Annotated in this window: 26 protein-coding genes and 2 pseudogenes; 13 read left to right on the forward strand and 15 right to left on the reverse strand. The window is 40.6% G+C overall.

Annotated elements, in window-relative coordinates; genetic code table 11:
* Window positions 1-61: 61 nt before the first annotated feature.
* The 5 genes from GSQ74_RS16135 to GSQ74_RS16155 form a co-directional block, all read right to left on the reverse strand.
* Window positions 62-1,093 (reverse strand): dehydrogenase, encoded by a 1,032-nt coding sequence (locus tag GSQ74_RS16135; RefSeq protein ID WP_158995091.1) that lies wholly within the window; start codon window positions 1,091-1,093, stop codon window positions 62-64.
* Window positions 1,094-1,333: 240 nt separating this feature from the next.
* A complete protein-coding gene (locus GSQ74_RS16140) occupies window positions 1,334-2,311 on the reverse strand; it encodes an NAD-dependent epimerase/dehydratase family protein (RefSeq protein ID WP_158995092.1) in 978 nt (325 codons plus the stop codon).
* A gap of 22 nt (window positions 2,312-2,333) precedes the next feature.
* Window positions 2,334-3,125 (reverse strand): WecB/TagA/CpsF family glycosyltransferase, encoded by a 792-nt coding sequence (locus GSQ74_RS16145; RefSeq protein ID WP_158995093.1) that lies wholly within the window; start codon window positions 3,123-3,125, stop codon window positions 2,334-2,336.
* Between the two features lie 148 nt (window positions 3,126-3,273).
* Entirely contained in the window at window positions 3,274-4,188 is a 915-nt protein-coding gene (locus tag GSQ74_RS16150; RefSeq protein ID WP_158995094.1) for a glycosyltransferase family 2 protein, read from the reverse strand.
* A gap of 1,008 nt (window positions 4,189-5,196) precedes the next feature.
* Complete coding sequence (locus GSQ74_RS16155) at window positions 5,197-6,378, reverse strand: acyl-CoA dehydrogenase family protein (RefSeq protein WP_158995095.1); 1,182 nt, start codon at window positions 6,376-6,378, stop codon at window positions 5,197-5,199.
* Window positions 6,379-6,799: 421 nt separating this feature from the next.
* Here GSQ74_RS16155 and ribB point away from each other — a divergent pair, with 421 nt between their 5' ends.
* From ribB to GSQ74_RS16185, 6 genes are read left to right on the forward strand one after another with little or no spacing between them, the layout of a single operon-like run.
* On the forward strand, window positions 6,800-7,915 hold the full coding sequence (gene ribB / locus GSQ74_RS16160; protein ID WP_158995097.1) for a 3,4-dihydroxy-2-butanone-4-phosphate synthase: 1,116 nt from the start codon (window positions 6,800-6,802) through the stop codon (window positions 7,913-7,915).
* A 29-nt stretch (window positions 7,916-7,944) separates the two neighbouring features.
* Window positions 7,945-9,087 (forward strand): dimethylsulfone monooxygenase SfnG, encoded by a 1,143-nt coding sequence (gene sfnG, locus GSQ74_RS16165; RefSeq protein WP_158995099.1) that lies wholly within the window; start codon window positions 7,945-7,947, stop codon window positions 9,085-9,087.
* 46 nt (window positions 9,088-9,133) lie between these two features.
* A complete protein-coding gene (gene ssuE / locus GSQ74_RS16170; RefSeq protein ID WP_158995101.1) occupies window positions 9,134-9,706 on the forward strand; it encodes an NADPH-dependent FMN reductase in 573 nt (190 codons plus the stop codon).
* Between the two features lie 20 nt (window positions 9,707-9,726).
* Window positions 9,727-10,866 (forward strand): FMNH2-dependent alkanesulfonate monooxygenase, encoded by a 1,140-nt coding sequence (gene ssuD, locus GSQ74_RS16175; protein WP_158995103.1) that lies wholly within the window; start codon window positions 9,727-9,729, stop codon window positions 10,864-10,866.
* A 46-nt stretch (window positions 10,867-10,912) separates the two neighbouring features.
* On the forward strand, window positions 10,913-12,109 hold the full coding sequence (locus tag GSQ74_RS16180; RefSeq protein WP_158995105.1) for an acyl-CoA dehydrogenase family protein: 1,197 nt from the start codon (window positions 10,913-10,915) through the stop codon (window positions 12,107-12,109).
* Window positions 12,110-12,118: 9 nt separating this feature from the next.
* Window positions 12,119-13,195: a sigma-54-dependent Fis family transcriptional regulator gene (locus GSQ74_RS16185; protein ID WP_158995107.1), complete on the forward strand. Its 1,077-nt coding sequence runs from the start codon at window positions 12,119-12,121 to the stop codon at window positions 13,193-13,195.
* A 525-nt stretch (window positions 13,196-13,720) separates the two neighbouring features.
* Here GSQ74_RS16185 and GSQ74_RS16190 read toward each other — a convergent pair.
* The 4 genes from GSQ74_RS16190 to GSQ74_RS16205 are packed head-to-tail and all read right to left on the reverse strand — an operon-like array spanning window position 13,721 to window position 18,346.
* Window positions 13,721-15,031, reverse strand: a complete 1,311-nt coding sequence (locus GSQ74_RS16190) for a bile acid:sodium symporter family protein (RefSeq protein WP_158995109.1) — start codon at window positions 15,029-15,031, stop codon at window positions 13,721-13,723.
* 5 nt (window positions 15,032-15,036) lie between these two features.
* Window positions 15,037-15,696 (reverse strand): aspartate/glutamate racemase family protein, encoded by a 660-nt coding sequence (locus GSQ74_RS16195; protein WP_158995111.1) that lies wholly within the window; start codon window positions 15,694-15,696, stop codon window positions 15,037-15,039.
* Window positions 15,697-15,706: 10 nt separating this feature from the next.
* The gene (locus GSQ74_RS16200; RefSeq protein WP_158995113.1) at window positions 15,707-17,104 is read right to left on the reverse strand and encodes a four-carbon acid sugar kinase family protein; all 1,398 of its coding nucleotides are present in this window, start codon (window positions 17,102-17,104) and stop codon (window positions 15,707-15,709) included.
* A complete protein-coding gene (locus GSQ74_RS16205; protein ID WP_158995115.1) occupies window positions 17,105-18,346 on the reverse strand; it encodes a ribulose-bisphosphate carboxylase large subunit family protein in 1,242 nt (413 codons plus the stop codon).
* A gap of 589 nt (window positions 18,347-18,935) precedes the next feature.
* On the opposite strand from GSQ74_RS16205, the gene GSQ74_RS23005 reads away from it, so the two are divergent.
* Window positions 18,936-19,052: an ORF6N domain-containing protein gene (locus tag GSQ74_RS23005; protein ID WP_371724523.1), complete on the forward strand. Its 117-nt coding sequence runs from the start codon at window positions 18,936-18,938 to the stop codon at window positions 19,050-19,052.
* A gap of 415 nt (window positions 19,053-19,467) precedes the next feature.
* On the opposite strand, the gene GSQ74_RS16215 is transcribed toward GSQ74_RS23005, so the two are convergent.
* The 5 genes and pseudogenes from GSQ74_RS16215 to GSQ74_RS16235 form a co-directional block, all read right to left on the reverse strand.
* Window positions 19,468-19,773, reverse strand: a complete 306-nt coding sequence (locus GSQ74_RS16215; protein ID WP_158995117.1) for an insulinase family protein — start codon at window positions 19,771-19,773, stop codon at window positions 19,468-19,470.
* A gap of 19 nt (window positions 19,774-19,792) precedes the next feature.
* Window positions 19,793-20,347, reverse strand: a pseudogene (locus tag GSQ74_RS16220) (cytochrome c biogenesis protein CcdA); the annotation flags it as partial.
* Between the two features lie 36 nt (window positions 20,348-20,383).
* Entirely contained in the window at window positions 20,384-20,575 is a 192-nt protein-coding gene (locus GSQ74_RS16225) for a hypothetical protein (protein ID WP_158995121.1), read from the reverse strand.
* An 84-nt stretch (window positions 20,576-20,659) separates the two neighbouring features.
* Window positions 20,660-21,112, reverse strand: coding sequence for a protein-disulfide reductase DsbD domain-containing protein (locus GSQ74_RS16230; protein WP_158995123.1), 453 nt, complete (start codon window positions 21,110-21,112; stop codon window positions 20,660-20,662).
* The gene (locus GSQ74_RS16235; protein WP_158995125.1) at window positions 21,063-22,208 is read right to left on the reverse strand and encodes a PLP-dependent cysteine synthase family protein; all 1,146 of its coding nucleotides are present in this window, start codon (window positions 22,206-22,208) and stop codon (window positions 21,063-21,065) included. The genes GSQ74_RS16230 and GSQ74_RS16235 overlap by 50 nt, the downstream gene beginning before the upstream one ends.
* A 164-nt stretch (window positions 22,209-22,372) precedes the next feature.
* Between GSQ74_RS16235 and GSQ74_RS16240 the strand changes: the two genes are divergently transcribed.
* Both GSQ74_RS16240 and GSQ74_RS16245 read left to right on the forward strand, forming a co-directional pair.
* Window positions 22,373-22,837 (forward strand): Lrp/AsnC family transcriptional regulator, encoded by a 465-nt coding sequence (locus GSQ74_RS16240; RefSeq protein ID WP_158995127.1) that lies wholly within the window; start codon window positions 22,373-22,375, stop codon window positions 22,835-22,837.
* Window positions 22,838-23,263: 426 nt separating this feature from the next.
* Window positions 23,264-24,253, forward strand: a complete 990-nt coding sequence (locus GSQ74_RS16245) for a proline iminopeptidase-family hydrolase (RefSeq protein WP_158995129.1) — start codon at window positions 23,264-23,266, stop codon at window positions 24,251-24,253.
* A 188-nt stretch (window positions 24,254-24,441) separates the two neighbouring features.
* Here GSQ74_RS16245 and GSQ74_RS16255 read toward each other — a convergent pair whose 3' ends face one another.
* Entirely contained in the window at window positions 24,442-25,014 is a 573-nt protein-coding gene (locus tag GSQ74_RS16255; protein WP_158995131.1) for a phage integrase SAM-like domain-containing protein, read from the reverse strand.
* Window positions 25,015-25,516: 502 nt separating this feature from the next.
* Between GSQ74_RS16255 and GSQ74_RS16260 the strand changes: the two genes are divergently transcribed.
* From GSQ74_RS16260 to GSQ74_RS16275, 4 genes and pseudogenes are all read left to right on the forward strand, one after another.
* Complete coding sequence (locus GSQ74_RS16260) at window positions 25,517-25,783, forward strand: helix-turn-helix domain-containing protein (RefSeq protein ID WP_158995133.1); 267 nt, start codon at window positions 25,517-25,519, stop codon at window positions 25,781-25,783.
* A complete protein-coding gene (locus GSQ74_RS16265; protein ID WP_158995135.1) occupies window positions 25,780-26,067 on the forward strand; it encodes a hypothetical protein in 288 nt (95 codons plus the stop codon). The genes GSQ74_RS16260 and GSQ74_RS16265 overlap by 4 nt, the downstream gene beginning before the upstream one ends.
* Window positions 26,068-26,313: 246 nt before the next feature.
* Window positions 26,314-26,526 (forward strand): CHC2 zinc finger domain-containing protein, encoded by a 213-nt coding sequence (locus GSQ74_RS16270; protein WP_158995137.1) that lies wholly within the window; start codon window positions 26,314-26,316, stop codon window positions 26,524-26,526.
* A gap of 78 nt (window positions 26,527-26,604) precedes the next feature.
* A pseudogene (locus tag GSQ74_RS16275) lies at window positions 26,605-26,742 on the forward strand (LLM class flavin-dependent oxidoreductase); the annotation flags it as partial.
* Window positions 26,743-26,826 lie beyond the last annotated feature (84 nt).

Genomic DNA, 26,826 nt, shown 5'->3' on the forward strand with positions numbered 1-26,826 from the left:
TGCCATAACTATTTATATCTGTTGTAACCTAAAATTTGCAAAAATCTGATATTAGAATTTACTAACATTGTGTTTTCCAGGTCAATACCCCTCTTTCATAAAAAGTAACCCGTTCAACCATTCCTCCAAATTCATTTAAAACTTTTATTAAGTGATAGAGATAACCATTCTGAACATAAAACATCATATAGCCACCACCGCCGGCTCCTGACATCTTGCCCCCTAATGAACCGTTTTTCATTGCTATATCATATATTTCATCGATAACGTCATTACTCACTTCGTCGGCAGTATTTTTCTTAGAAATCCAACTTTCATTTAATAGTTCGCCTATATCGTTTAGTTTCCCTTTCAATAGAGACTCTTTCATATTAAAAGCTAAAGATTTTAATGAATGCATTGCATCTATTGACTTGGTACAGTTACTACTAACGTTATGTACCTGGGCATCAATTATTTTCGATGAGAGGCGGGAAGTTCCGGTATGATACTGAATTAAGGAAAACTCTAACTCATAGATGTAATTTTGTTTTACCCTCAATGGATTTACTAAAACTCTATCCGAATAAAACTCCATGAAATTAAATCCCCCGAATGTCGCAGCGTACTGATCTTGTTTACCTCCCGATAATCCTAAATCATCCCTTTCAATACTATATGCAAGATGAGCCAGGTCATAATCGCCCAAAGGCAAACCTAACCATTCGGCAAATGCAGCAACAATGGTAACGATTAGTGTAGATGAAGACCCAAGCCCGGACCCCGGAGGGGCATCTACATAGGTTTCTAATTGATAAAACATCGGTTTTTGAATGTTGAACTCTTTCCGAATGCGATTATGAATACCTTTGATTAATATGAGGTGCTTATCATTGAGATCAAAATCGTTCACATTATTAAAAACATGATGCTCATTAATATCATGACATTTAATAATAATCTGGGGGAGTTGTAGAGGCGTTAACGTTACATACGCAAATTTGTTAATTGTTGCATTCAATATTGCTCCGCCAAACGCATCACTATAAGCACTAACATCTGTTCCACCGCCAGCAAGACCGAGTCTAAGCGGCGCTCTAGCGCGTATAACCATTTTTCGTAATTTTAATAAGTTTTATTAAAGCGCCGGGAAATAAACAAATTCATAAGTAGAGAAAAGAGTGCCGGCTAATCAGCTATTACCAAAAAAGGCAATAGATTTATGGCATGAGACATGTTTTTTTAAATCCTATTTACACATAAATAGCAGTTAAGCTTTGGTTAAATAAAACCGAATAATTATCAAACATGACGTTAATCGAGCCTTTTGGATACCTAAAGATATTTTTAAATTTTAGTTAACAATTTGCTGGGGATTTGCAACTTGCTCTGTTATCCATTGATATGTTTTCTCAATGCCTTCACTAAGAGATTGAGAGGGTGCCCAAGCCAATTTTTCCTTAATAAGGGTATTGTCTGAATTTCTTCCCCTAACCCCTAAAGGGCCTGGTATGTGATTTATAAAAATTTCCTTTTTAGCGACTTTAGCTACTAGGGTAACCAAGTCGTTAATTGGCAGCATTTCTTCAGAACCAATATTTACCGGGCCTAAGAAATCTCCTATCATCAAGCGCCTCACGGCTTCAACACACTCGTCGACATATAGAAACGAACGAGTTTGTTTACCGTCGCCCCAAATATCGATTAAACCACCATTTTCAGCTTGAGCCACCTTACGGCAAACAGCAGCAGGAACCTTTTCCTTTCCCCCTTCCCAAGTGCCCTGCGGACCAAATATATTATGGAACCGGCCAATTCTTATTTGTATACCCCAATTTTTATAATAAGACAGGTATAGTCTTTCACTAAATAATTTCTCCCAACCATACTCACTATCGGGTGCAGCAGGGTAAACAGTGTCTTCTGAACAATTGGGATTTTCAGGGTCCATTTGATTATATTCAGGATAGACACATGCGGAAGAAGAATAAAAGATTTTTTCAACGTTATTAATCCTACTTAAATCCAATATATTTAAATTTATTAATGCGGAATTATGCATAACATCAGCGTCATTTTCCCCCGTAAAAAGATATCCTGCACCTCCCATGTCCGCCGCCAGCTGATAAACCTCATCTATTTTCCGATCAAATAATGACTCGCAAACTTCATGGTTTCTTAGATCGCCTAGCACGAAATCATCTGCACTGTTATTTCCATATTCATTTGATTTAATATCGGCACCTCTTACCCAATATCCTTCTTTTTTAAGTCGATTAACCAAATGGCCTCCTATAAAACCACCTGCCCCACAAACGATAGCTGTTTTCATATTTTAATTATTTAATGATTATTTAGATGTGTTTATTCTTAACTACCTTATAATTAATTAACCCACATGTTTGCAAAATAAAAGCAGCCATAAATAAGCTATACATCAGTATATACCGTTTCCATAGTCTCTTAAAATCTTTTCCCAGTAAGCGAAATAACCATTCGAAACCAGAGTTACGAATGAAATCGGGGGCCATCTTTATCCTCCCTCCAAAAAAATCAAAAGTGGCTCCCGCTGCAATAAGCACCGATCCTCTAATTATATCCAGGTGTGTATCAATCCAATAATCCTGCTTAGGGGTTCCGAGGCCCACACACACAATATCTGGCTTTAACCTATTAATTTCAGCCATCGCGAATTCTTCTTCTTGATTAGTCAATAGCCTGAATGGTGGCGAATAATATCCAACAATATTGATATGGGGAAATTTTGCTTCTAAAAATAATTTCATGTTGATGCACACCTCCGGCGATCCACCATATAGATAAAAAGTATATTTCTTAATGGAAGCGTGTTCAGCTAACTGTAAAATTGTATCTGGCGCTGCAATTCTGTCGCAGCTCATCTTTTTCACCCTTCTTATCCATTTTACAAATGGAATCCCATCTGCGCCGGTAACATCAGCATTGTTATAGATGCGATAAAGTTGTTTATTTCCTAAAGAAAGCGCGACGTTATAGGCATTTACACATGCGATATGATGAGATCGGCCATTTTTATTTTCAATCCAATGATCTATTTTTGTAAATAAATCTTCATAAGTCATGGCATCAACTCCAATGCCTAAAAAATTAACATAGTTTTGATTCATGATTCTAATTTTAAGTTAATGAAGATTTAAATGGAGTTAGATGATTATTACAGTGGGGCTCGGTGATAACCGTATAATATTCTAATGGCAACGGTATCATTGTGAATAGTCACCCTTAAACAGCTTCTGTAATCATTAAAAGTGGAATTCAAGCAAAGGGTGTTAACACTCGCCAAAGTACCCTTCTAAGATTATAGAAAAGATTACTGGTGAAGAAAACAACAAATTGTATTGGATTATTAGTGGCAACAAGAGAGTAATAAAAAATAAGTTTTAGATTGTTAGAGCTTCTGAAATCTGTTAGCAGATATATAGCCTCCTTAATTGAAATTTTTTGTTTGATATCAAGTGAATAAGTAAACTCAGGCAATTCATATACAACGGCGTCATAACAAACCAGCAAATCGTATCCGGCTTTTTTTGCCCTCAACGGTAAGTCCATATCTCCGCGGTGTTTAAATCTGTTATTATTGAATAAACCAATTTTACTAAACACTTCTACCGGTATATACAAACCTCTGCCATACAAATCGAATGAAGAAACAACATGACCGACGGGAAATTTATTTCTATTAACACCACCATTAATGATCTTCTCTGTTGCAAACCATGCGTTCATTTTCCTTCCACCATACGTTAATATTTCCTTATTTTTTTGCGTAGATGTAGCACACCCGATCAAACAGTTTCTATTATTTGTTATGGCGGCAATTAAATTATTAACCCAGTCAATATTTACTATGATATCATCATTTTGTAAAATAACCCCCTCCAGATTTCCGAAAGTATTTAAGGCATGTTTTATTCCCATATTTATAGCTCCAGTCCACCATAAATCACCCTTACTTTTTATCAAGTTAATTTCTGGGTAAGCTTTTGCTATCCATTCATAACTTCCATCAGTTGAACCATCATCTACAACAATTATCTTAACGGAATAATTTCTAGATACGTTAGCGTTATATAGCATTACCGATTGGGAGATATAAAACAACCCTTGTTTGGTCACCTCCAACCTATTGTAGATTGGAATAATTAATGAAATCACTTTTTCAACATCCATTGGCACACTAATTATTGATTTTCAACACATTACTATCCAAATATTATAATGAAATTCCAATTGCCAGGTATCATAAATTTGAAAAATCCAAGACTAAAATATACTCTGCATTTATACAGGCTTGTAACTGTCTTCGGCTGCATTATATTATTTTTACGGAGTCTTCATACTTACCGATTGTTGCGCTATTTTGCTATTTGCATTTCACGGCAGATTGGGCCAGGACTGCACCTGTATGTTACTATTATTAATTAATAGTCCCCAGTAATTTTATTCGCCTATTGACGAAACATTATATCATACTGCTTTAGATTATTATTACCAATATCCTAAGGCGACAAAACTTTTATTAACTATCATTTAAAATCTATTGGCATATTAAGCCAGTTTTATAACATGATTTTATCGTTTTTCAAGAATCTCGAAGATGGAATATCAAACAACAAATCCGTTTCTTAAATCTTGACATATCAAATTTATATAATTGATTATCAGGTTTTTAAGAAATTTATTAATTGTAAAGTCTTTATAATAATGATACACTTGTTGTAAAAAAACAATAAGAAATTTGTAAAAAAACAAATTAACATGTCAGTGTCTTAACACATTTAGTTTACAGAAACTGGGGAAATTCCTGCACCAAACAACTTCCAATTACTTAAAAGTTGCCATTATAAGGCTTATCTCTGAGCAAAGAATAATACCATTTATATTGACAGAGGAGAATGCTGTTAATAATTAAGCTAATCATCGGTAACCGAATAAATATGATTTGGTATTCCTTGTGCAGTTGACGGAAAACAAAAAGCCTGTAAACTATTAATTTACAGGCTTTTGTTCATTTTGGTGATATTAGTTGCGGTGATCAAGGGACTCCATTAGAACACCTGCAGGAGATTTTGAGGATTATTCGGGAAGTTTATAAGAATAAAGATGGTAAATAGTCAAATACAGAAACCTGGCCAAAAATGCGGCCAGGTTTCCGTATTTTAAATTATAATGAAATGTTTATTCGCCACCAGCTTCAAATAGCTCTAAAGTAAGCCCCACTAACGACTTACCAATCCATTCACGGGCAATGTTATTGGAAGGCCCCATACCTATTGCTGCTCTGGCATCCCTGAAATAGCGTTCCAGATTACCTCTTTTGTAACCATAGCCACCGCTTACATCCAACGCTATACGTGCGGTACTGTTTGCTATCTCTGCTGCATGAACCTTGAACTCTGTAAGATCAAGTAGAATCTCACCCTGCGGTCGTCCTTCTGCTTGTAATTCATCCAGCTGCTGTGCCAGGTGCCGCTGCCAGGGTCCAATACTGCTAATCGCAACTTTAGCTTCCCCAAGTTGCTGACGTAAAACCTGGTAATCAGATAGTTTTTTATTAAAATCACGATGAATGGTATTGGTAAGGTATTGTGTTGCATCTTCCAGTGCCGCGCGCGCCACACCATACCATACTGATCCTAATCCAATCAAATATACTGGCGAAACACCATTGTATATGATATCTTTCCCCTGGTTTTCTTCGCCTAACCTGTCCTTTTGCGGTACAAATACATTATTATAGCTTATAGGTCCGCTATGATTTCCTCTAACCCCAAGTGCTTCCCAGGCACCGGACTTAATTCCCTCGGCTTTGCCGTCCACAATAAAAAATGAAATATCTTTTGGACCAAGAGCCCCCGGAGTACGGGTTTGCGCAACATAATAATCAGCCTTGCCTGAACTTGTTGTGAATGACTTATCAGCATTTAAGCGGTAATCATCCCCCTCTCTCGAAGCTTCGCTCAAATTAAACCACCAATGGCCGCCTGAAGCTTTCTCACTTGTAGAGTACGTACCAACTAGTCCTTTTCTGGCACCGCGTACCCACCTTTGTTTCTGATCTTCATTGCCATAAAGCAATATGGTTTGAAGCGCGCCTACATGCATCACATAAACCAGGCCTGTTGAAGCACTTGCCCGGCCAATTTCTTCTGCAGCAATGGCAAAAGCCACGTGATCAAGGCCAAGACCATCATATTCTTTTGGTGCAAGCACGCTGTTCCAACCCGCTGCTGCAAGAGCGTTCAGATTTTCGCGCGGCCATATGCCATCCCGGTCTTCGCGGTCTGCGTTAGGTTTTATTACTGCATTAACTATTTCCTTAATCTGCTCACGAAGAGCAACATAATCATGTTTAGGCATACCGGTATTTTTTAATTGTTTTAATTTTTTATCAAATCCTTGTAACCCAAAACCATACCATTGTCGCAATGATTTAAATATCAATCAATTATGAATAAAACCTAGAAAGCATTTGTTTACAGACCATCATTAATGTTGCTTAACTGTTGCTGTAGCAACAGTCAAGCAATCGTATCATATGATTATTCTTATCAATAAAGTATCCGATAGCCTGTTCACGTCTTCTTTTCGCTTGCTTAAATATTTGCTTTCAAGGCGACCAATTGCTGCTACAGCAACAACTCACTAACATATTGCTTGACAGCAAGCATCTGCTTTCTTAATAAGAAATACATAAATATCTTATTATGAGAAACTTAAAAAATTGGCACAAGTATTGGATAAGGGATTCACTGTTGCCACACAAACAACAAGTTGTCTTATGGAAATAAAGCTCAATAGTATTGAAGAAGCCATTGAAGAGATAAAAGCCGGAAAAGTAGTTATTGTAGTAGATGATGAAAACAGGGAGAACGAAGGGGACTTTGTAACCGCAGCTGCAAACGCGACCACTGATGTGATTAACTTCATGGCAACTCATGGGCGCGGGCTTATATGTGCGCCGCTAACTGCTAAACGCTGCGACGAACTGAACCTTCATCCGATGGTTCTCAAAAACAGTTCAGTCCATGAAACTAATTTTACGGTTTCGGTTGATCTGATAGGGAAAGGATGCACCACTGGTGTATCAGTTAAAGATCGCTCTAAAACAGCGTTGGCACTTATTGACCCGCTCACCCAAGCGGATGAGCTGGGGAGACCAGGACATTTATTTCCGTTAAAGGGTGCTGAAGGTGGTGTCCTGGAACGGGCCGGGCATACGGAAGCGGCTATAGATCTAGCATCGCTTGCCGACCTTGGGCCCGCAGGTATAATTGTGGAAATATTAAACGATGACGGAACGATGGCTCTTCTGCCTGATCTGATAAAGGTCGCTGCGCGATTTCAGCTAAAAATAGTTTCTATAAAAGATCTGATCGACTATCGGCTGCGCACTGAAAAGATTATCTGCAAAGAAACAGCTATCCCTATTCCTACAAAATACGGCTTGTTCAACCTGATCACTTTCATCCAAACAGATACAGGCAAATATCACCATGCATTTGTAAAAGATGACGGGAACAGGAAAAACCCAATGTTTGTACAGATACAAAGATCCGATGGTGGCACAGATGCTTTTGAATCCGAACATTTCGCTGATAATGTAGATCAGGCTCTTCACATGATCACCCAAAACGGTAGGGGCGTATTATTATATATGAATCGGCAAGCTAATGAAGAATTTAGGGCCACCGCGCAAATTTTCAACGAGCTGGGCTTCGCAAATATCCACCTGCTATCCGGCAATCCAATTGAACGGGCTGCCTTATCCGGCTATGGAATTGATGTGGTAGAAGCAGATCAGATTGGCAGTTCGGATCATCTTGCTAACCTCCCAAATCACAGGATCATTAAAATTACAGCAGCGCATTTAGAAACTGCTGTTAGCGAGTATTAACAATATCTATTCAACATAAAATACAAGTCATGAGCAATAAACAGAAAAACACGACTGAAGAACCGATAAAATTTGCCTATTGGGTACCCAATGTAAGCGGAGGACTGGTTGTCAGTAAAATTCAGCAGCGCACCAGCTGGGATATTGACTATAACCGCAAATTAGCCCAGATAGCAGAAGAAAACGGGTTCGATTATGCCCTTAGCCAAATCAGGTTCACTGCTGGTTATGGAGCCGACTTCCAGCATGAACCTGTTGCCTTTAGTCATGCATTATTAGCGGCAACTACCCGGCTTAAGCTTATTATTGCTTTATTGCCCGGCCCATGGAATCCGGCAGTCGCCGCGAAACAAATTGCCACTATTGATCAGTTTACTAACGGCCGTACAGCTGTAAACATCGTAAGCGGATGGTTTAAAGGCGAATTCACCGCAATTGGTGAGCCATGGCTGGAACATGACGAAAGGTACAGACGTTCAGAAGAGTTCATCCGTGCACTTAAAGGCATCTGGACAGAGGATAATTTTACTTTTAAAGGCAATTTTTACCGGTTTAATAACTATACCTTAAAGCCAAAGCCATTGGCGCAACCCTATCCCGAAATTTTCCAGGGAGGAAGTTCACGTGCCGCAAGAGATATGGCGGCCCGAGTTTCTGACTGGTATTTTACCAACGGAAATACACCGGAGGAAATTAAAAAACAAGCTGATGACCTCAGAACTAAGGCTGCAAACGAAGGCCGCACAGTAAAAATTGGTGTAAATGCTTTCATTATTGCGCGCGATACAGAGGAAGAGGCTCAGGAAGTACTTCGCCAGATTATTGATCAGGCAGATGTTGAGGCGGTAAAGGCCTTTGGCCACGAAGCCAAACAGGCAGGAAAATCATCGCCTGAAGGTGAAGGGAACTGGGCTAAATCAACTTTAGAAGATTTGGTACAATACAACGATGGTTTCAAGACCAATTTAATAGGTACACCTGCACAAATTGCCCGGCGCATCATTGAGTTGAAGGCAACAGGTGTTGATCTGATCCTGTCAGCATTCCTGCATTTCCAGGAAGAGGTGGCTTACTTTGGCCAAAATGTATTGCCCCTGGTAAGGGAATTCGAAAAAGAGAAGCTATCGGACAAAAGGAGGCCGGAAGACCACTTTAACCCGGTTACGGTATAAAAAAATTAATCTTTTTCTTAATTAAATTTCATCCGCGCCAATAACTATGTCAGAAATTATATTGATATCTGGAAGCCCTGTAGAAAGGTCCAAATCACACGCCATCCTACTCTATGCCGAAAAATATTTCAGGGAAAACAACCTGTCAACTCATCTGGTCAGTGTAAGGGATTTCCCGGCTGAAGACCTGCTACACGGGAAATATGACAGTGGGGACTTCCTACCATTTAAAGAAAGCCTTGCCGCGGCAAAAGGTGTACTGCTGGCAACTCCCATTTATAAAGGTGCATATTCAGGAGCATTGAAAGCGTTACTTGATATTTTACCGCAATATGCCCTGAAAGACAAGACCGTTTTTCCAATTGCGACCGCTGGAAGTATGGCTCATTTATTAGCTATTGACTTTGTTATTAAACCTGTTTTATCAGTTTTAGGCGCTTCTGATATTTTGCAGGGCGTCTATATCACTGACCTTCATTTTGCCCATGCTGATGACAATGGCTTTGTTTTGGAGGCTGAGTTGCAATCCAGACTAGAAAAAGCGCTTTATCTATTTATTCAAAAAGTAGGCTCTGCTGAATACACAACGGCTAACGATACTGGTTTAACAGCTAGCTGATCTTAAAAACAAACTCTACTATGAAAGTTCTTTGGTTTATACCGACTTATGGTGATAGCCGTTATGTCGGCTCTGATAAAGGTGCACGTTCCACAAATGCCGGGTATTTGCGCCAGGTAGCGCAGGCTATTGATGAACTGGGATACTATGGAGCGCTACTGCCAACCGGGCGATCATGCGAAGATGCATGGATTATCGCATCAACATTGATACCAGTAACAACACGAATAAAATTCCTCATAGCTGTACGCCCAGGCTTAATGCTTCCGGCTGTTGCAGCACGCATGGCAGCTACATTTGATCGCCATTCAGGGCAACGCCTTTTAATAAATGTGGTAGCCGGCGGCGATCCGGTTGAGCTTGCCGCGGATGGCATATTTGACGACCACGACAGCCGTTACGCCATAACTGATGAGTTTTTAGATATCTGGCGGGGCATGATGAGCGATGAGGATGTAAACTATGAGGGGACTCATTTAAAAGCTACGGCAGCCAAATTATTTCTACCCGCATTGCAAAAACCCTATCCGGAGCTATACTTTGGAGGCTCATCGCCAGCAGGACAAAAAGTAGCCGCAAAACATGTCGATGTTTATCTCTCCTGGGGAGAGCCTCCGGAACAGGTTGGCGAAAAAATACACGCTATGAAAACGCTGGCAGCGGCAGAAGGGCGAACACTAAGGTTCGGCATCAGGCTTCATGTAATTGTAAGGGAAACGGAGCAGGAAGCATGGTCAGCAGCAGAAGACCTGATAAAATATGTAACCGATGAAAGCATTGAAGCTGCCATGAAGATATTCTCGCGATTTGATTCTGAAGGGCAAAGCCGGATGACCAAACTGCACCAGGGAAAAAGAGATAAACTTGAAATAAGCCCGAATCTTTGGGCAGGGATTGGTCTGCTTAGAGGCGGGGCTGGTACAGCGCTGGTGGGCAGTCCGGAAATTGTGGCGCAAAGGATGCTGGAATATTATGACCTGGGCATCGAGGAGTTCGTATTATCGGGATACCCTCATCTGGAAGAAGCTTACCGTTTTGCAGAACTGGTCTTTCCGCTATTACCCCTTGACCTGAAGCACCAGGTTGAAAAGCCCAATTATCTGAGTCCGTTTGGCGAGATCACGGCTTATCAGACATCAACATTAGAAAAACAAAAATAATCTCCTTTAGTTGCTTAGGCAAAGGTTTTAAACAGATTCAAAATTTATGGAATCCACTCTAGAGAAATCAGCATTTGAAAATTTGATCAAAGGACATCCTTTCGACACTGCCAGACAACTGGCGGATATTTTTGCAGAAACAGCAGTTCAGCGAGACAAGGAAGGCGGTTCAGCACTGGAAGAACGTAATCTTTTGCGAAAAAGCGGTCTTCTTAACTTACTTATCCCCAAACAGGATGGCGGGCTTGGAGCCGATTGGATAGATATTTTAAAGATCGTAAGGATATTTGCCCGCGTTGATAGCTCCATTGCACATTTGTTTGGTTTCCAGCACCTGATACTTGCTACCATAGAGCTTTTTGGAAACAAAGAACAGCGCGATCACTTTTTTCAGGAAACAGCTGCAAAAAACCTATTTTGGGGAAATGCCTTAAATCCCTTAGATTTGAATACCCAGTCTGAAAGGGTGAACGATCTGCGCATCGTCAATGGCAGAAAAAGCTTTTGCTCCGGAGCTTATGATTCGGATATGATGCTGTTATCGGCTATAGAAGATGGTAAATTAATTGTAGGTGCCGTACCCTCTGATCGGGAAGGTATCTATATACATCAAGACTGGGATAATTTTGGCCAGAGGCAAACTGATAGCGGAACCGTAGAGTTTCAGCAGGTTTCCGTTTTTGAGAAAGAACTTTTAAAAAGCCCAGGGCCACTAGGAAGCATAAGAGCTTCTTTACGCCCATGTATTGCACAAATGATATTATCAAATATTTATTTAGGACTTGCTGAAGGTGCCTTTGCTGAGGCAAAGAACTACACCCGTGCACAAACCAGATCATGGCTTTCATCCGGAGTTAGCATGCCACAGGAAGACCCTTATGTACTTGCAAATTATGGTAATATGTTTATAGAACTTCAAGCGGCAAAATATCTGACTGACCAGGCAGCGGAAACCTTGCAACGATGTTGGGAAGCGGGAGAATCGATCACAGAGAACCAAAGGGGCAAATGCTCTCTTGACGTCGCCAGTGCTAAAGTGACCACTACGCGTGCGGGGTTGTTTGTTTGTAATAAAATGTTTGAAGTAATGGGCTCAAGGGCTACTACCGGTACAGCAAGACTGGACAGGTACTGGAGAAACCTCCGGACACATACCCTTCATGATCCTGTTGATTATAAAATTAAAGAATTAGGGAACTGGGCTTTAAATCAGGAGCTGCCGCATCCATCTTTCTATTCTTAATACCATATTATGAGCAATGTAGTTATAACACTACCGCAAAACAGTATTAGTCCTCTGTCTATCAGGGCTAAAGTTCTTGTATTTGAAGATAAAAAGTCGGAAGAACTATTAAAACATATCGGGCTGATAGCTCCAAGTAACGCCAACGTACTGGTCATGGGCGAAACAGGTACGGGGAAAGAGCTTATCGCCAGGGAAATTCATAAGCAAAGCCTGAGGGCGGGCAGCCCTTTTGTGGCCATCAACTGCGGTGCATTTTCAGAAACACTCATCGAAAGCGAACTTTTCGGTCACGAAAAAGGAGCATTTACAGGCGCTGTTAGTTCCAAAGAAGGCTGGTTTGAGGCCGCAAATGGCGGAACATTGTTTTTGGATGAAATAGGTGACTTGCCGTTACAACTGCAAGTTAAGATGCTGCGGGTATTGCAGGAAGGACAGGTTGTCAAATTAGGTTCAAGGCAACTGAAGGATATAGATGTCAGGATCATCGCGGCAACCAATATCAACCTGGAGGATTCGGTAGCTGCTGGCCGGTTCAGAGAAGATCTGTATTATAGATTGAATGTAGTGAGTTTATACTTGCCCCCACTTAAGGAAAGGCCGGGAGATATTTTACCGCTTGCAAAATATTTTATTCAAACCTACAGTAAGCGTTTAGGCTTGTCAGACATTGAACTTAGCGCCGCCGCCGTAAAGCTGCTTGTTGAGGGTTATCCCTGGCCCGGAAATATACGGGAATTGGAAAATGTGATCCATCACGCGCTCCTGGTTTGTCGTAGTAAAATAATTCAGCCTGAAGATTTGAACCTCAGAAAATCAAAACCTATATCATTTCAGGCTAGAGAAGCAGCAGATAAAACTGCTCAGGAAAAATTCAGAGATGCATTACTGGCTATGTTTGAATCAGAAGATGAAAATCTTTATGAAAATATTGAAAGGCAGGTGATGAAGACCGCTTTCGATTTTTGCCATCATAACCAGCTTGAAACAGCTCGTTTATTAGGAATAAGCAGAAATATAGTCAGAGCAATACTGATCAAAAACGGAGATCTGCACCCAAAAGTAAGAGAGAAAGAAAAGCAATAACTTTTTGTCTTTTAAATTTCTTCTATGGGGAATTATAGGATAGTGATCGTCCAAAACAATGGAAAAACACTACGATAACTTTCTGCAAAGATGTGTAGGTTGAATCAATCAGTAAAATGCTTGTACAGAAATGTATTTAAACACTTGCAACAGTGTAAACATCTTGGAGATCCTTCTTCAGCTTTTAAATGTAATAGCCACAAATTCCATCTTAAAATCTTTAAAACCGCCCGACTGTCAGAGCAAGTAATAGCTATTACCATTTACCGGGGACTTTTGGAGATGCTTCCATCAACAAACTAACCCATTTTTTCTTTCGGGCCATGAGTGATAAGCGGGTGTTGCCCTCTCACATCAACTCATACCTGGCTTTGTTCTTGAACTGGAAACAACATAATTTTTCTACCAGATTCCCTGTATGGCTGGTCACTCAACGACAATTATAAGTTTTTACAAATATTGGCTTTATCAAATACCGGAAGTTAGCGCTCTGCCCGGGTTTTCCGGCCACTTATTAACTTATTATTAGTTTAGGTTATCATGATTTTGTATAATCTTATCATTGCCATTTTCTACAGGATGTCTTCTCCAGTAATTGGCCAATATGGAACCGGAGATGTTCATCCAAGGGCTGAATACGGCTGAAGCAAGGCCCACGGTCGCTAATTTCCCCATCGTACCAGCCAACCCTGATGCCATCCCGCCATTTTGCAGACCAACTTCAAACGCAATGGTGCGGGCTGAGCTTTTATCGAGCTTAAACAAACGACTGAGCCAATAGCCAAAGAAGTATCCGGCACCGTTGTGGATAACCGATGCCATGAATAACAACAGCCCTACATTCAGCAGGTTATTGCGTCCGGCAGCCGTGGTAACCGTTGTAAAATAAACAATACCAAACATGGACAGGTAGGGAATATATTTATCAATGTTTTTGTTGCGGGAGTAAAGCAGATGATATGCAGATCCCGCGACAAAAGCACCTGTGAAGAAATTAAATATCTGGGCTGATTGTAAAGCATTCGGCGTTAAATTAAAAGATAACCAACTCCATACACCCAAGGCCTGGCCCGCGAGCCATAACACACACGTTACCGCGATGGTATAAGTATTTCGCTTACCTATTGCTGATGCCCTTTTAAGGTAATCATGTAAAAATGCCGCGCCGATTGGAACAATCACTATCTTGATGATTTCCATCATCATTGATATAAATTTAACTTCTATCAGCGTGCCTGCCAGCAAACGCATTAGCAGTGGCGTTAAAAATGGAGCAACCAACGTTGCCATTGCTGTAACCGTAACAGACAATGCAAGATTTGCACGTGCAAGGTATACCATTACATTAGAGGCCAAACCGCTGGAGCAGGATCCTATCAAAATAATACCAGCAGCTATCTCCGGGTCAAAGTGGAATATGCGGGTAAGCATAAAACCCATTAGTGGCATGATAGAAAAATGGCAAAACAAACCTATTAACACACCTTTCCCGGTGGTGGCCAAGCCTGAGAAATCGCGGATGCTCATTTGAATGCCCATGCCGAACATTACCATTTGCACTATGGCGAGTATGAGCCATTTATTGCGAAGATCGATAGGACCCAATTTTAAAAATGCATTAGGGTAGGCCATCGCCGCCACAACGGCTACTATTATCCATGCGGTGTACTGGTAATTTTTTAACGAGGCAACAGCGCCTATACCTATGGCTAATGACACAGCCAGACAAACCGAGGCAGGCATCCATAATTGGGGATTCCCTATAACCAAGCCTATTAACAAGATTATTAATGAGAGTGCGCTTATAACCAGGCAAAATTGCTGTAGCCGTTTCATGTAGCCTAAATTACGGAAGCCAGGTACTTTATCGCGTTTGGCGGACTGGCAACTATTGGTACAATTCTATCTATTTCTGAAAGGCTATCAACCACCCTAGCCATGGAAGCCTGTGCCAGTAATATTACATCCACTTGTTTCGACAGATCGCGCAGGGCATCTGCAACCAGTGCATCATGCGTGACTGTATCGCCGCTCATCAGAGCGTCAAATGCGCCTTCGCATAATTTTGACGTCAACTCAATTTCTTTCCCGGCAAGAGCCGCCCGGCGTTTCACCAGGTTGGCGGTTGGCTCTAGCGTGGTTGGCAAGGTAGCCACTACGCCAATCCGTCTGCCGGCTTGCACCGCCATATCCGCCATAGGTTGGTCAACCCTCAATACGGGAACTTTTGCATTTACAGCGGCGGCTTCCACCGCAGCACCTATTGAAGAGCAGGTAACCAATATATAATCAGCTCCCGAATCCTCGGCAGATGCTACGTAATCGGCAACACGCTTTGCAATAGCAGGTGTTAATTCGCCCCGCTCGCGTATGTTTTTAACCAGGCTGTCGTCTACAATATTAAATGTGTTTACGCCAGGTAAATATTGTTTGCAAAGTTCCTGGAATACAGGTATCAATGTGGCTGAGGTATGTATAAGTCCTAATGTTTTTGGTTTCATGATTTATTATTTATGATATTTTTCCTTGTAATACTGTTTCAAAATAATTTTCGCTGCCTACCTGCCCGCCTTTAAAGTTTACTTCGAGGCCGTGCGCAGGTGAACCCGGAGCATAAGCCTTGCACAATGGCGCGCCCGGCGATAGCGGCGCTATCATCTCAACCGCTTCTATTCCCATTGCACGTGCAACATAGCCCGAGGTATCGCCACCCGCTATAATAATTCGCGTTAACGGTTTTTTACCCGCAACACCCACGGCTATAAGCCCTAATGCCGTTCCAAAAAGTTCGGCGGTTTTTGTGCCGATAGTATTTGGGGTTAACCCTTTAGCTGTAAATATCTGATAGGTTTGCGCAAAGCGAGGATCATCATTACCCAAACTGGTATGAATGATAACAGGGATACCGCTATCAAGTAATTCAGTTATCATGTTAACGTAAAAAGCAACTGTTCTTTCAATATTGGTGGAATTTGCAATTGCTGGTGTATCAAGCGCGATTTCTGCAAAGCCGTGATCAACCGCATACGCTATCTGCTTTGCAGTTACCGGAGAGCAACTGCCCGAGACTACGAGCATATTTTCAGCCTTGCCTGCCGTTGGCCAATTGTTTTGGGATTGTACAATTTCTTGTTCTGTAAAATGCTTACCAAGCGCCATGCTAATACCTGATGATCCTACAGAGAATAATGGCTTATTGCAGGCAGCATATTTGTCAATCAGTTTTCCTATGGCACTCAAATGCTCTTCGGTTAAAGCATCAAATAAAATCACTTGTTTGCCGCTGTTGATCTGTGAAGCCAATTTCTCGTGTGCCGATTGATCACTTTCAGCCAATACTAAAACATCAATAAGACCTGTAGCTTTTTCAGTTTGGCGCGAGAGATGTAAACGCAAGTCGCTTTCATCAGCCGGAGTTACAGGATGGAGGCTCATGGAAGGATGGCGGTCGAGCCGGAATATTTCGCCCTGGCTGCCTATACCCATCCGAGCAAACAAGTTGCCAAATATGCAATACCTGCCTAAGGCCGGCGCCGCCACTAATAAAGGGATAAATAACGCGTTAAATACTTCGGCACCTACGTTTATCGCTTGGCCAATGCTACCTATTTGCGGAGATGAATCGAATGTCGAACAAACCTTATAGTGCACATGTGAAGCCCCCAGTGCTTTTAATGCTTCAAAGGCAGGTTGCAGTATTAATTTCATCTCGTCAGGCGGCATGGCACGTGTCATACCTGCAACTCCTACGGCCTGTAATCCATCATATCTTGCCAGCATCTGTGGAGTTGGCGGTTCAATAAACAACACGGTTTTTATCCCGGCGCGGCTCAGAAACTCAAGCGCGTCAGTCGATCCTGTAAAATCATCTCCATAATAAGCCAGTAAAAGTTTACGCGTGTTTCCCATTTATTTATCGCCAAATTTTTCAACCGATTGTGCAAATTGCGGGTAAACTTTTACAGCATCAGCCAACGACATGCCATTTACCGCGCCTTCCCAAGCCTGCTGTAATGCACGTACACCATTTGCCGCACCACCGGGATGCGCCATAATACCACCGCCTGCCATGTAAAGCAAGTCTGTAGTTTGGGTGCGTCTATAAGTTTCAAATGCCTGCCCCCCCCATTGACCTGATGATACTACCGGTAATACTGTACGGCCAAAAAGCGGTTTTAAACAAGCTTCGATAGAACGGACAACCGAATCGTCCGACTCCCAGAATTTATTTTGGATGCCGTTTACGTGTATTTGATCAACCCCTGCCAATCGCCATAATTTTTGATATGCCGGAAACTCTATCCCAAGCAACGGATGGCGGTTTAACATACCCCAACCATTACGGTGCCCGTGGATAACCAGTTGGCCCTGGTCGCAAACTTTTTTTGTGCCGGATAAGCCCACACTATTCAAGCTGATCATGGCACAGGTACCACCGGCGTTTACAATATGATCATATCTATGCAACATACTGTCTACCTCATCGCTAATGTTAAACGCATACATTACTTTTTTACCGGTTTTATCAGCATGCGCGTTTATTACCCGCATTACAGCGTTTACCCTGTCTTCGAAAACGGAGTTAGCGGCAGAGGATATTAATTCATCGTCCTTTATAAAATCAATACCAGCTTCAACAAGGTTTTTTACCAATTCAGCGGTTTGCTCGGGCGTCATGCCGATGCTTGGCTTAATAATAGTGCCGATAAGCGGCCTGTTGTTAACACCTGTACTCAACCGTGAGCCTTCAATTCCAAACCGGGCTCCCTCGAAATGCGAAGCGTAAAAAGCCGGTAATTCTATATCCATTAACTTAAGCCCGGTGAATTGTGTAAGTTCATATAAATTACCCTGCAAGGTTGATATAAGTACCGGCAGGTTATAGCCAAAATTTTCTATCGACCACGATACCTCGATATTGGCCCGGTGATATAAACCTTCTTTAGCTTTGGCGCCGGGTATTGCCGGTTCATTTACCGATTCAAGCTGAGTTATTTTTTCAACGCGGGCCGCGAAGCGTTTTTTCAACTCTTCCGTTTCGCCGGGCACGGCAACGAAGGTGCCTGATGATTGTTCACCGGCTAATACCTGTGCTGCTTTTTCAACAGTAAAGGGTGTTTCTATATAATATTTTGCAATTATCCTTTCCATTAGATTACGTTAACTGTTTTTTATTTTGTAACCGTCTAACCCCAAATACAATCCCACTAAAAGGGTATCCGGGTTCCTTTCGCCTATAAAATAGCTTCTATATTTGTGTTGATATTACCCATTTTAAGTAGTTAAATTTTCATGTTTAAACTCAAAGCGCGTTTGCTATGAGTCCAGATCATTAAAAAATGTATTTTATTTAGATTTATGGATTCAACAAATTTATCCGGATACTACATGCATCTTATGTAGAATTTATGCAATCACTTGTAGGATATTATCACACATGCGAATTTAGCTGTATACCAAATAGATTTATTCTCCCGGGCAATTCCACTAAAAAAAGCGAAATTACAGGCATTAATTAACCCATTCTCAAAGTTTAAAACGGATATTTTTTTGAGATTGCCGTAATTCAATTGCACCTGTTAGTTCTGTTTTAATTATAGCAAAAAACGGGATACAGAAACGATAAGCGATGGATTCAGCTGACCAAATCCATGATTAAATTAGAGGTGCATTTCAAAACAAATTTTTATTTTTTTGCAAAAATTCATTCTCCGAGTCGGATACTATCGGAGTTATTTCCCTGGCATCCGTAAACAGAAACTTAAAACGCTTCCCTTTAGATTTTATGTTTCAGCTTTCAGAAGATGAGTACTCATCTTTGACATTACAAATTGTGACCAGCGGTAAAACATCATGATGTTTAATTATTTACATCTTATAAATCAATAAATTAAGATATTTGCATGACGTCTTTTTTTTGCGAATCCGTGTATATTTTGGTTAACTTAAGGTAATCTACTGCGCCTTAATCTCAGGAACGTTGATGCCGATATATGAAAAGGCTCTTGGATACCCACGCAAACCCTTATTGCTAGTATTCTACTGGAAGATCGAATTGTTCAGCGCCCCTCAAAAGGAGCACTGAACAATCTGAGTCAATGTGTTCAGAATAGAAAAATTATATCCAAAAATCACATCTTACAAATTATAAAACCACCTAACTGTCAGATCAAGTTGAGGTTATTATAATTAACGATATGTATGTTATTTCTCAGGTAATAACACCATTCTTATATAATTTCCGCCACTCAGGTAGCGTTTTGCCATTGCTTTTAAGTTATCTGGCGTAACTGCTGAAATAGCCTATCACGGTCATTAAGTTGCGTTATTGGCTCCTGATTTTCCAACTGCGCGTTTAAGTATTTCAACCAGAAAATATTTGTGTTTAATTCTGTCTGCATAGTAACTTTGTCTTCCGCGCGCCATTTATCTATGTTTTCCTGTGGCGGCCCGTCATTGCGAAGTTTGCTTACCTCATCAAGTGCTGACGCGATAAGTTTGTCGACGTTTTGGGGTGCACAGCCAAATTGAATTTCAAAGCTGTACCACTGCTTAGGATATTTTTTTGTACCCAACATAACGCCCGGAGAATAAACCTAAGCCAGGGAACAAAGCAAATAACACAAACGGAATCGCCAACGCCAGTGCAAAACCAAACATACCTACAGCAGGCCCAAGCAAAGCACCTGTTGTAGCTGCCTGCACCAATAAAGTACCAATAATAGGCCCTGTACAGCTAAACGATACCAGCGATAATGTAGCAGCCATAAAGAAAATTCCCAATAAGCCGCCTTTATCCGAGTTTTGATCCATTTTATTTACCCAGCTTGAAGGTAAAGTAATTTCAAATGCGCCCAGGAAGGATGCAGCAAACAAGACGATCAGCAAGAAAAACCCGAAATTAAAGAAACCGTTAGTCGATAAACTGTTGAGGGCATCCGCGCCAAAAACAATCGTCACCAAAAGGCCCATTACCACATAAATCGTTATAATACTAATGCCATATAGTATTGCCTTCCACACTGCGCTTCCCTTTTCACCTGATTTTGTAAAGTAACTAACGGTTAGTGGTAACATCGGGAAGATGCAGGGCATCAGCAGCGCAACAAAACCGCCCGCGATCCCGGCAAGAAGAATCGCCCAAAGTGTTTTTTTTACTTTCATGACGTACCGCCATCTTACTTCCAGTTATTGTCTTTTCGCTTTTTTTACAGCCGCTACAGGCGTAGTTGGCGCTGAAGTGAATTGCACACCAGCACTGGATGTGGTGTCCTGAGCGTACGAAGGGCTACGTAACAACAATAATAAGAAGATAGATAAAGCCGCCAAAACAACCTGTTTGACATGGAATTTGGGAATGCTTATAATTTGCGTGTTCATTTCAATGGGATACTTAGATTACAAAATATCAGGCAAAAGCATAGCCATGCTTACCGTTTGGCAAGTATGATTAGCGCATTTATTTTACTTAATTACGGGTATAGAAAAATCGATATCTTCGGGTGGAAGGCACTGACGGTCATTGCAGGTCATGTATTCAAGCTTTCCGGTAACGGTAGTCTGTTTGGCTTTTAGTTTTATTTTTTGTTGAAAGATGGCCGACGTTTCAAAAAAGCTGACGTCCATACCAAACACTTTTTCATTCCTGGTAATGGGTGTCGGCTCGATGGTAGCGCCTACTGTTTGGTATTCCTTTGAGGGATTAAATGAAAAGCTGGTTTTTACAGGACCGCCGTCTTTTACATTCTGTGAATATACGTGCCAGCCTGAATCTATACTAGCGCGTAAAAACACCACAGCCTCAGTAGCGCTTATTCTTTTTGCACCATAGCTCCAATGAACCGGAGTTAGAATTTGTGCCTGGGTTTTAAAAACAAAAAGCGCTATGGCTATAACCATTACAAAGCATTTTTTCATTTTTGAGTGGATTTTCAGTTGTGTGAATTTTTAATATTGGCTCGATCAACCTACTAATTGGCTGATACCCGGTAAATACGGTGTTTGAAGATATATACCCCTCCTTCACTGATTCTTCTTTAACAAGGTCGGTACTCAGGTATTTTTTATTACTATCACATAGTAAGGTAACTACAACCGCATCTGACGCCATTCGCTCCTTTAATTTGATTGCCCCAATTACGTTCGCGCCGGAGGAAATACCAACAGCTAAACCTAATTCTCTTGAAAGCTTCTGCGCCATTATGATAGCATCCCCATCACCAGCCTGAACAACATCATCCAATAGCTCCAGCTTCACGATTGCAGGTATAAACTCATCTGAGATACCTTGTATGCGATGACTGCCTATTTTGTACCCTGTTGTGAGCGTAGGACTTTCAGCAGGTTCCAGCGGATGAATTTTAATAGCGGGATTCATTGAACGGAGATATCGCCCGGTACCCATTACCGTTCCGCCTGTGCCCACCCCGGCGACAAATGCGTCTGGCTTTTTTCCTTCGGACTGAAGCTGTTTCCAGATTTCCGGACCGGTCGTATATTCATGCGCTTCCGCATTGAAGCTATTTTCAAATTGTCTTGGCAGAAAATAACCTTCGGAAGAAGCAGCTAATGATTCCGACAACCTGATGCTGCCCAGAAAACCACCTTCGGCCTTGCTAATTAAATTAACTTTTGCCCCAAGGCTGGTGATAATATCTTTACGTTCTTTACTTAACCAATCCGGCATCATAATAATCACCTCATGCCCTAATGCTTTTCCAATTGCCGCAAACGAAATGCCCGTATTACCTGAGGTCGCCTCTACGATGGTGTCGGATGGCTTTATCGCGTTATCCTTGTAAGCCTGATACATGATATATAAAGCCATCCGGTCCTTCACACTTCCTGTTAAATTATAATGCTCGCATTTAACGTAAATCACTCCCGGTTTATCCTTGTAAGTGTATTGCAATTCAAGCATTGGTGTATTACCTACCAGGAGCCAGAGATGATTGAACTTATTTTCCAGGTAAGGTTCAAGGGCACTTGAATCTATATATTGTTTCGATAACATTATTGAATTATTTTCAATAAAAATCAATATTTCCAACCTTAAATAAAAGAATTTTATATTTTACCATAAATTATATTGATATTAAAGTTATTATTATACGTTTTTTCAGTTTAGTCACTTTTTATTATTTATTTCCAAAAATTTTCCATTTTTCTAACCGCATTATGATGACCGCCACATTAGATCCTACTGACATCGCCCTGTTAAAAATGCTTCAAACCGATGCTTCGCTTACGAGTAAGGAACTCTCCTATAAACTCAATAAATCTATAGCTACTATTCATGAGCGGGTAAAAAGGTTAAAAGAACAAGGATATATTCAACGCGTTGTGGCTATTCTGGATCGTAAGAAAATTAATAAATCCCTGATAGCCTTTAGCCAAGTGCTATTAAACGACCATACAGCAGAAACCTTAACCACATTTGAAAGAGAAATTGTTAAATTTCCTGAAGTGATGGAATGTTTCCAGATGACCGGAATGTTTGATTTTTTGCTTAGAATTGCTACTACGGATATGGAAGAATATCATCTTTTTTACCGAAAATTGGGAACTTTACCGAAGATAACTTCAGTCCAGAGTTTCTTCGTACTATCTGAAACAAAAAGCAATACAGAATATCCCTTATAAGTTTTACAACAATTTAAATTCAACTATAATGATGCGTTTTTTCGACAATGAAGAAGCAAATTATAGCAACAACATGTTACAATAATTTGCTTATAGCAGTTGGCGCTTAATATCCGAATATCTCTTCTAGTGTCAGTACTTTCACGTTGCCTAGTTTTGCGAGGTCGGCTACAGCTATTGTATCCTTTGATCCCAGGATACAATAGGTAAATGGCTTGTTTTTTAAGTTCTCATTATGGATCTGCAGAATTTCTAAGAAGTTCACTTAAATGTCTGCGACTACACTAATTTCTATCCATCCAAATGAATAAAGGGGTGATATTGGATTTTGAAGATACAAAAATACTGGAACAAACTTTCAGCAAAAATCTCCCGGTGCTGTAACCTGCCTGACATTTTATAGGTCATAAATAAAAAATTTACATCATGAACGCCAGAACTCTAGTTTACATTTTGTTATTCAGCCTTTTTTCAATGCCTCTAACTGGCACGTGCCAGCAAAAAGATAGCACTTATTACAAAAAAGAGAATGCACCAGACGTTAAAAAAATTTTGATAGACGGCAAGTTTTGGGTTTGGACGCAAAAGATAGGTGATGGAAAAATCAATGTTTTATTGCTACATGGCGGACCGGCTATTACGCACGAGTATTTTGAAATATTCGCAAAATACCTACCCAAACATGGTATAACCATTTACTACTATGACCAGTTTGGCTCCTATTTTTCCCAGGACCCAACAAAAGAACAATTGAATGATACTTCTATCTGGAAAGTATCCCGTTATGTTGATGAAATTGAACAGGTGCGAAAAGGATTGGGGCTTGATAAGTTTTTTATATACGGTCATTCCTACGGCGCATTGTTGGCGCTGGCTTATACTTACAAATATCCGGATAATGTTAAAGGGATGATATTTTCGGACATGAATCCATCTCAAAGAGATTTTGGTGAGCGATATACACTGGCAAGTAAACAAACCGATAGTTTATTAAATGCATTGAAGCAATATCATGCTATAATTCAAAATAAAACTAAAAGGATAACATACAATACCAACCTTTATCAAAAAGCATTTGACAGTACATTCGAAAGAAATTTTGTAGTAAGATTAAATACGCTGCCGGACTATCTCATGAGAACAAAAGCACATAAGAATTACGAAATAGCCCGAAAAATTGGGCCTTCAACCTTCTCATTAAATTATATGACAATGATATCCGAGATAAAAGTCCCTGTATTGCTTATAGCGGGGCAATACGATTTTATTATCAGCCGCGAACAGGTAAAGAATTTAAGTACAAGATTTCCTAATGCGCAATGGTATATGGTACCAGATGCGGCCCACATGGGTTTTGCAGATAATCCTGCAGAATATTTCCCGGGATTAATAAAATTTATCAGGAGAAACAAGTAGGTTAATTGTTTTATTACGAGACTATGGCCACTTGCAGTTTTTCTTTAACAAAAAACCAGACAGTTGCAATTACAACTGCCTGGTAAAGAAGGTGGGCGCCATAGCCACTAAATTTTCAAGCTCATAATTTGTCGGCGGATTTACCGATGTATATATTGGCATGTTTGCCAAAGGAAATGGCACTATTTCTAAAGACACAGCAAATTTTGATTGGTTCCAATAAGAGACTGATTCGTCCGGTACCAATTGTATAGCTTTTTAATGAATTCAAGGTCCAATGAACGAAAGTTGATATCGTTCATTTTATACTCTGTGCTAATAAACTTCATTGTGTGCTTATATGAAGTATCAAAGTTCGTATGAGTTCCGCTGGCTACCCCTTTACCAATCATTTTCTTCAACTCTTTATTATGCCCGTCGAACAAGGCTAGCAACGTCCTTTTTCGTTCATTGACACCTGAGAGTAATTCGACCATGGCCAGCGCAGTAACTACTTTACCGCCGTCTATTAAATATTTGCGTGCTTCGTAGGCTTTGCTTTGCATAACGTCAAGATATTCATTAAGCGCTTTTGCATCTTCTTTATTACCGCTGGCACGGTTTCCCTTAGAATTCCACCTGGACGGCTCCCAGGAACGTTTGACAGAAAGGTCTTGGGGGATACAATCAACGGTAACTTTGAGGTAGATATACATCGGTCCACCTTGATAATTTTGGGGCTGTTTAAAAAAAAACATTAAGCCTAAACTTTTTTCTAACATAACGATAGATTTTTAAGTGAATAAATATCGAAATGCAGCGGTAAAATGTCAAGATGTTTAATTATTTAACATCTTCTATATCAATGAATTAAGTCATTTGCGTGGTGTCTTTTTTTCGTCAAAAAAAGACGCCATGGATGACGCTCATTTTTTTTGCGAATCCGTGTATATTTTGGTTAACTCACGGCAACAAAAAAGCCTGTAAATGTATGATTTACAGGCTTTTGAGCGTTTTTAAAGTTGCTATCAGCGGTGAGGGAGGGAAAGAAACCTACCCTATAACGCATTGTATGTCAATTATTTATATTGTCTTACTTTAACCACTACACGAATCGCGCAATGACCTTTTTTGGCTTATTTAAATCGTTGATTAAAGGTACAAAATAACCTCGAAAAATTCAATTAATTTCCTCATAAATTATCATATTTTAGGTTGCCAACCTCCCTGCTACCTTTCTCTCAGATCGGTTTGCCTGACCTTTGTTATCCTCAAGTTTTTGTAATGACAGTAGAATTTATAACAAAGGAAGATTTATATATTTTTAAAACAGAACTCCTACAGGAACTGCTTGCCGTATTAAAGCAACAACCGCAAAAGAGTAGCCAATGGTTAAAGAGTATAGAGGTCAGGAGAATGCTTAACGTTTCACCCAACACCTTGCAACGGCTGCGGATAAAAGGCGTTTTGAAGTTTTCGAAAGTCGGCAGTACGTTTTACTATAAGGCGGACGATGTTCAAAAAATGCTCGAAGGAAAGCCGGCAAGATGAGGGATCAGGAAGCCATTCTTTCTTCTTTCCTGGAAAAAGCAGATAACGATGACCGGCTTTTGCCTTCCCATGTTTCGCTGTTTACGGCGTTATATTACCTGCTGAGAAAAACAGGTTCGAAAAATACGGTCAAGATTTCCAGGAAGAAACTGATGCCGCTGGCAAAAATTCATTCCATCTCTACTTATCATCGTTGTATAAGCGATCTGACAGCGTTTAACTATATCATTTATCAACCCTCCTATGACCATTATTTGGGTAGCATGGTTACCTTTCCAACCTGAGACATAAGACAGATAAGGATACGCGCTGCCGGTAATTGCGGGTAATTCTTTCCATTATCTACTACCACAAATCTTCAATAAATGGTTAATTTGGTCTGCAAAATCTCACACCACCCAAATGAGCTCTCCCACATTCCGTAAATCAGATCAATATTACGAAGATAAATATGACCGGTTGACCATTTCTCTGATGAAAGAAAAAGAAGCCGGTCATATGTATCTTCTCCTACCCTACCTAATTTAAACGTGTCCGCAATCCCCCAAACTGCATTTATACAACTCATAGCTACCTACGTGCGGCTGGAAGAAAGCCGCAAAATGCTTAAAGGCAATTGTCCTTTCCACAACGATACCGCCGGGTCTTTTATGGTCTACCCTTCTAAAGAGATCTTCAAATGTTTTGGCTGTGGCCTGGAAGGCGGAGCCGCCGAATTTTCAAAGGCTATTCAGGCGATCTAATTCCGCTCATTATTACTAAACCGTGACCGGAGCGGGCTGCCCGTATGCTTACATTTGCTGATAAAGAATTGAGCTAAAATGAAGAAAATAGGATTTTTATCATTCGGGCACTGGTCTGAACATCCCGCCTATCAAACCCGCACCGCAAGCGATACTTTGCTGCAGTCCATAGATTTGGCAGTTGCCGCGGAAGAAATTGGTTTGGATGGTGGGTATTCCGGGGAAGCTGACCATGTGATTCACTGGCAAAGAGAGCAGTGATTTAGCTGGCGGCAGAGTTCAGCAGATGCTGTAAAAGCG

Source organism: Mucilaginibacter sp. L196, assembly GCF_009765905.1.
Taxonomy (GTDB): Bacteria; Bacteroidota; Bacteroidia; order Sphingobacteriales; family Sphingobacteriaceae; genus Mucilaginibacter.

What these genes read in the sequence shown, in the direction of transcription:
- GSQ74_RS16135 (WP_158995091.1), bottom strand. Translation starts at nt 1,093, where the DNA reads ATGGTTATACGCGCTAGAGCGCCGCTTAGACTCGGTCTTGCTGGCGGT.
- GSQ74_RS16140 (WP_158995092.1), bottom strand. Translation starts at nt 2,311, where the DNA reads ATGAAAACAGCTATCGTTTGTGGGGCAGGTGGTTTTATAGGAGGCCAT.
- GSQ74_RS16145 (WP_158995093.1), bottom strand. Translation starts at nt 3,125, where the DNA reads ATGAATCAAAACTATGTTAATTTTTTAGGCATTGGAGTTGATGCCATG.
- GSQ74_RS16150 (WP_158995094.1), bottom strand. Translation starts at nt 4,188, where the DNA reads ATGGATGTTGAAAAAGTGATTTCATTAATTATTCCAATCTACAATAGG.
- GSQ74_RS16155 (WP_158995095.1), bottom strand. Translation starts at nt 6,378, where the DNA reads ATGCCTAAACATGATTATGTTGCTCTTCGTGAGCAGATTAAGGAAATA.
- ribB (WP_158995097.1), top strand. Translation starts at nt 6,800, where the DNA reads ATGGAAATAAAGCTCAATAGTATTGAAGAAGCCATTGAAGAGATAAAA.
- sfnG (WP_158995099.1), top strand. Translation starts at nt 7,945, where the DNA reads ATGAGCAATAAACAGAAAAACACGACTGAAGAACCGATAAAATTTGCC.
- ssuE (WP_158995101.1), top strand. Translation starts at nt 9,134, where the DNA reads ATGTCAGAAATTATATTGATATCTGGAAGCCCTGTAGAAAGGTCCAAA.
- ssuD (WP_158995103.1), top strand. Translation starts at nt 9,727, where the DNA reads ATGAAAGTTCTTTGGTTTATACCGACTTATGGTGATAGCCGTTATGTC.
- GSQ74_RS16180 (WP_158995105.1), top strand. Translation starts at nt 10,913, where the DNA reads ATGGAATCCACTCTAGAGAAATCAGCATTTGAAAATTTGATCAAAGGA.
- GSQ74_RS16185 (WP_158995107.1), top strand. Translation starts at nt 12,119, where the DNA reads ATGAGCAATGTAGTTATAACACTACCGCAAAACAGTATTAGTCCTCTG.
- GSQ74_RS16190 (WP_158995109.1), bottom strand. Translation starts at nt 15,031, where the DNA reads ATGAAACGGCTACAGCAATTTTGCCTGGTTATAAGCGCACTCTCATTA.
- GSQ74_RS16195 (WP_158995111.1), bottom strand. Translation starts at nt 15,696, where the DNA reads ATGAAACCAAAAACATTAGGACTTATACATACCTCAGCCACATTGATA.
- GSQ74_RS16200 (WP_158995113.1), bottom strand. Translation starts at nt 17,104, where the DNA reads ATGGGAAACACGCGTAAACTTTTACTGGCTTATTATGGAGATGATTTT.
- GSQ74_RS16205 (WP_158995115.1), bottom strand. Translation starts at nt 18,346, where the DNA reads ATGGAAAGGATAATTGCAAAATATTATATAGAAACACCCTTTACTGTT.
- GSQ74_RS16215 (WP_158995117.1), bottom strand. Translation starts at nt 19,773, where the DNA reads ATGTTGGGTACAAAAAAATATCCTAAGCAGTGGTACAGCTTTGAAATT.
- GSQ74_RS16225 (WP_158995121.1), bottom strand. Translation starts at nt 20,575, where the DNA reads ATGAACACGCAAATTATAAGCATTCCCAAATTCCATGTCAAACAGGTT.
- GSQ74_RS16230 (WP_158995123.1), bottom strand. Translation starts at nt 21,112, where the DNA reads ATGAAAAAATGCTTTGTAATGGTTATAGCCATAGCGCTTTTTGTTTTT.
- GSQ74_RS16235 (WP_158995125.1), bottom strand. Translation starts at nt 22,208, where the DNA reads ATGTTATCGAAACAATATATAGATTCAAGTGCCCTTGAACCTTACCTG.
- GSQ74_RS16240 (WP_158995127.1), top strand. Translation starts at nt 22,373, where the DNA reads ATGATGACCGCCACATTAGATCCTACTGACATCGCCCTGTTAAAAATG.
- GSQ74_RS16245 (WP_158995129.1), top strand. Translation starts at nt 23,264, where the DNA reads ATGAACGCCAGAACTCTAGTTTACATTTTGTTATTCAGCCTTTTTTCA.
- GSQ74_RS16255 (WP_158995131.1), bottom strand. Translation starts at nt 25,014, where the DNA reads ATGTTAGAAAAAAGTTTAGGCTTAATGTTTTTTTTTAAACAGCCCCAA.
- GSQ74_RS16260 (WP_158995133.1), top strand. Translation starts at nt 25,517, where the DNA reads ATGACAGTAGAATTTATAACAAAGGAAGATTTATATATTTTTAAAACA.
- GSQ74_RS16265 (WP_158995135.1), top strand. Translation starts at nt 25,780, where the DNA reads ATGAGGGATCAGGAAGCCATTCTTTCTTCTTTCCTGGAAAAAGCAGAT.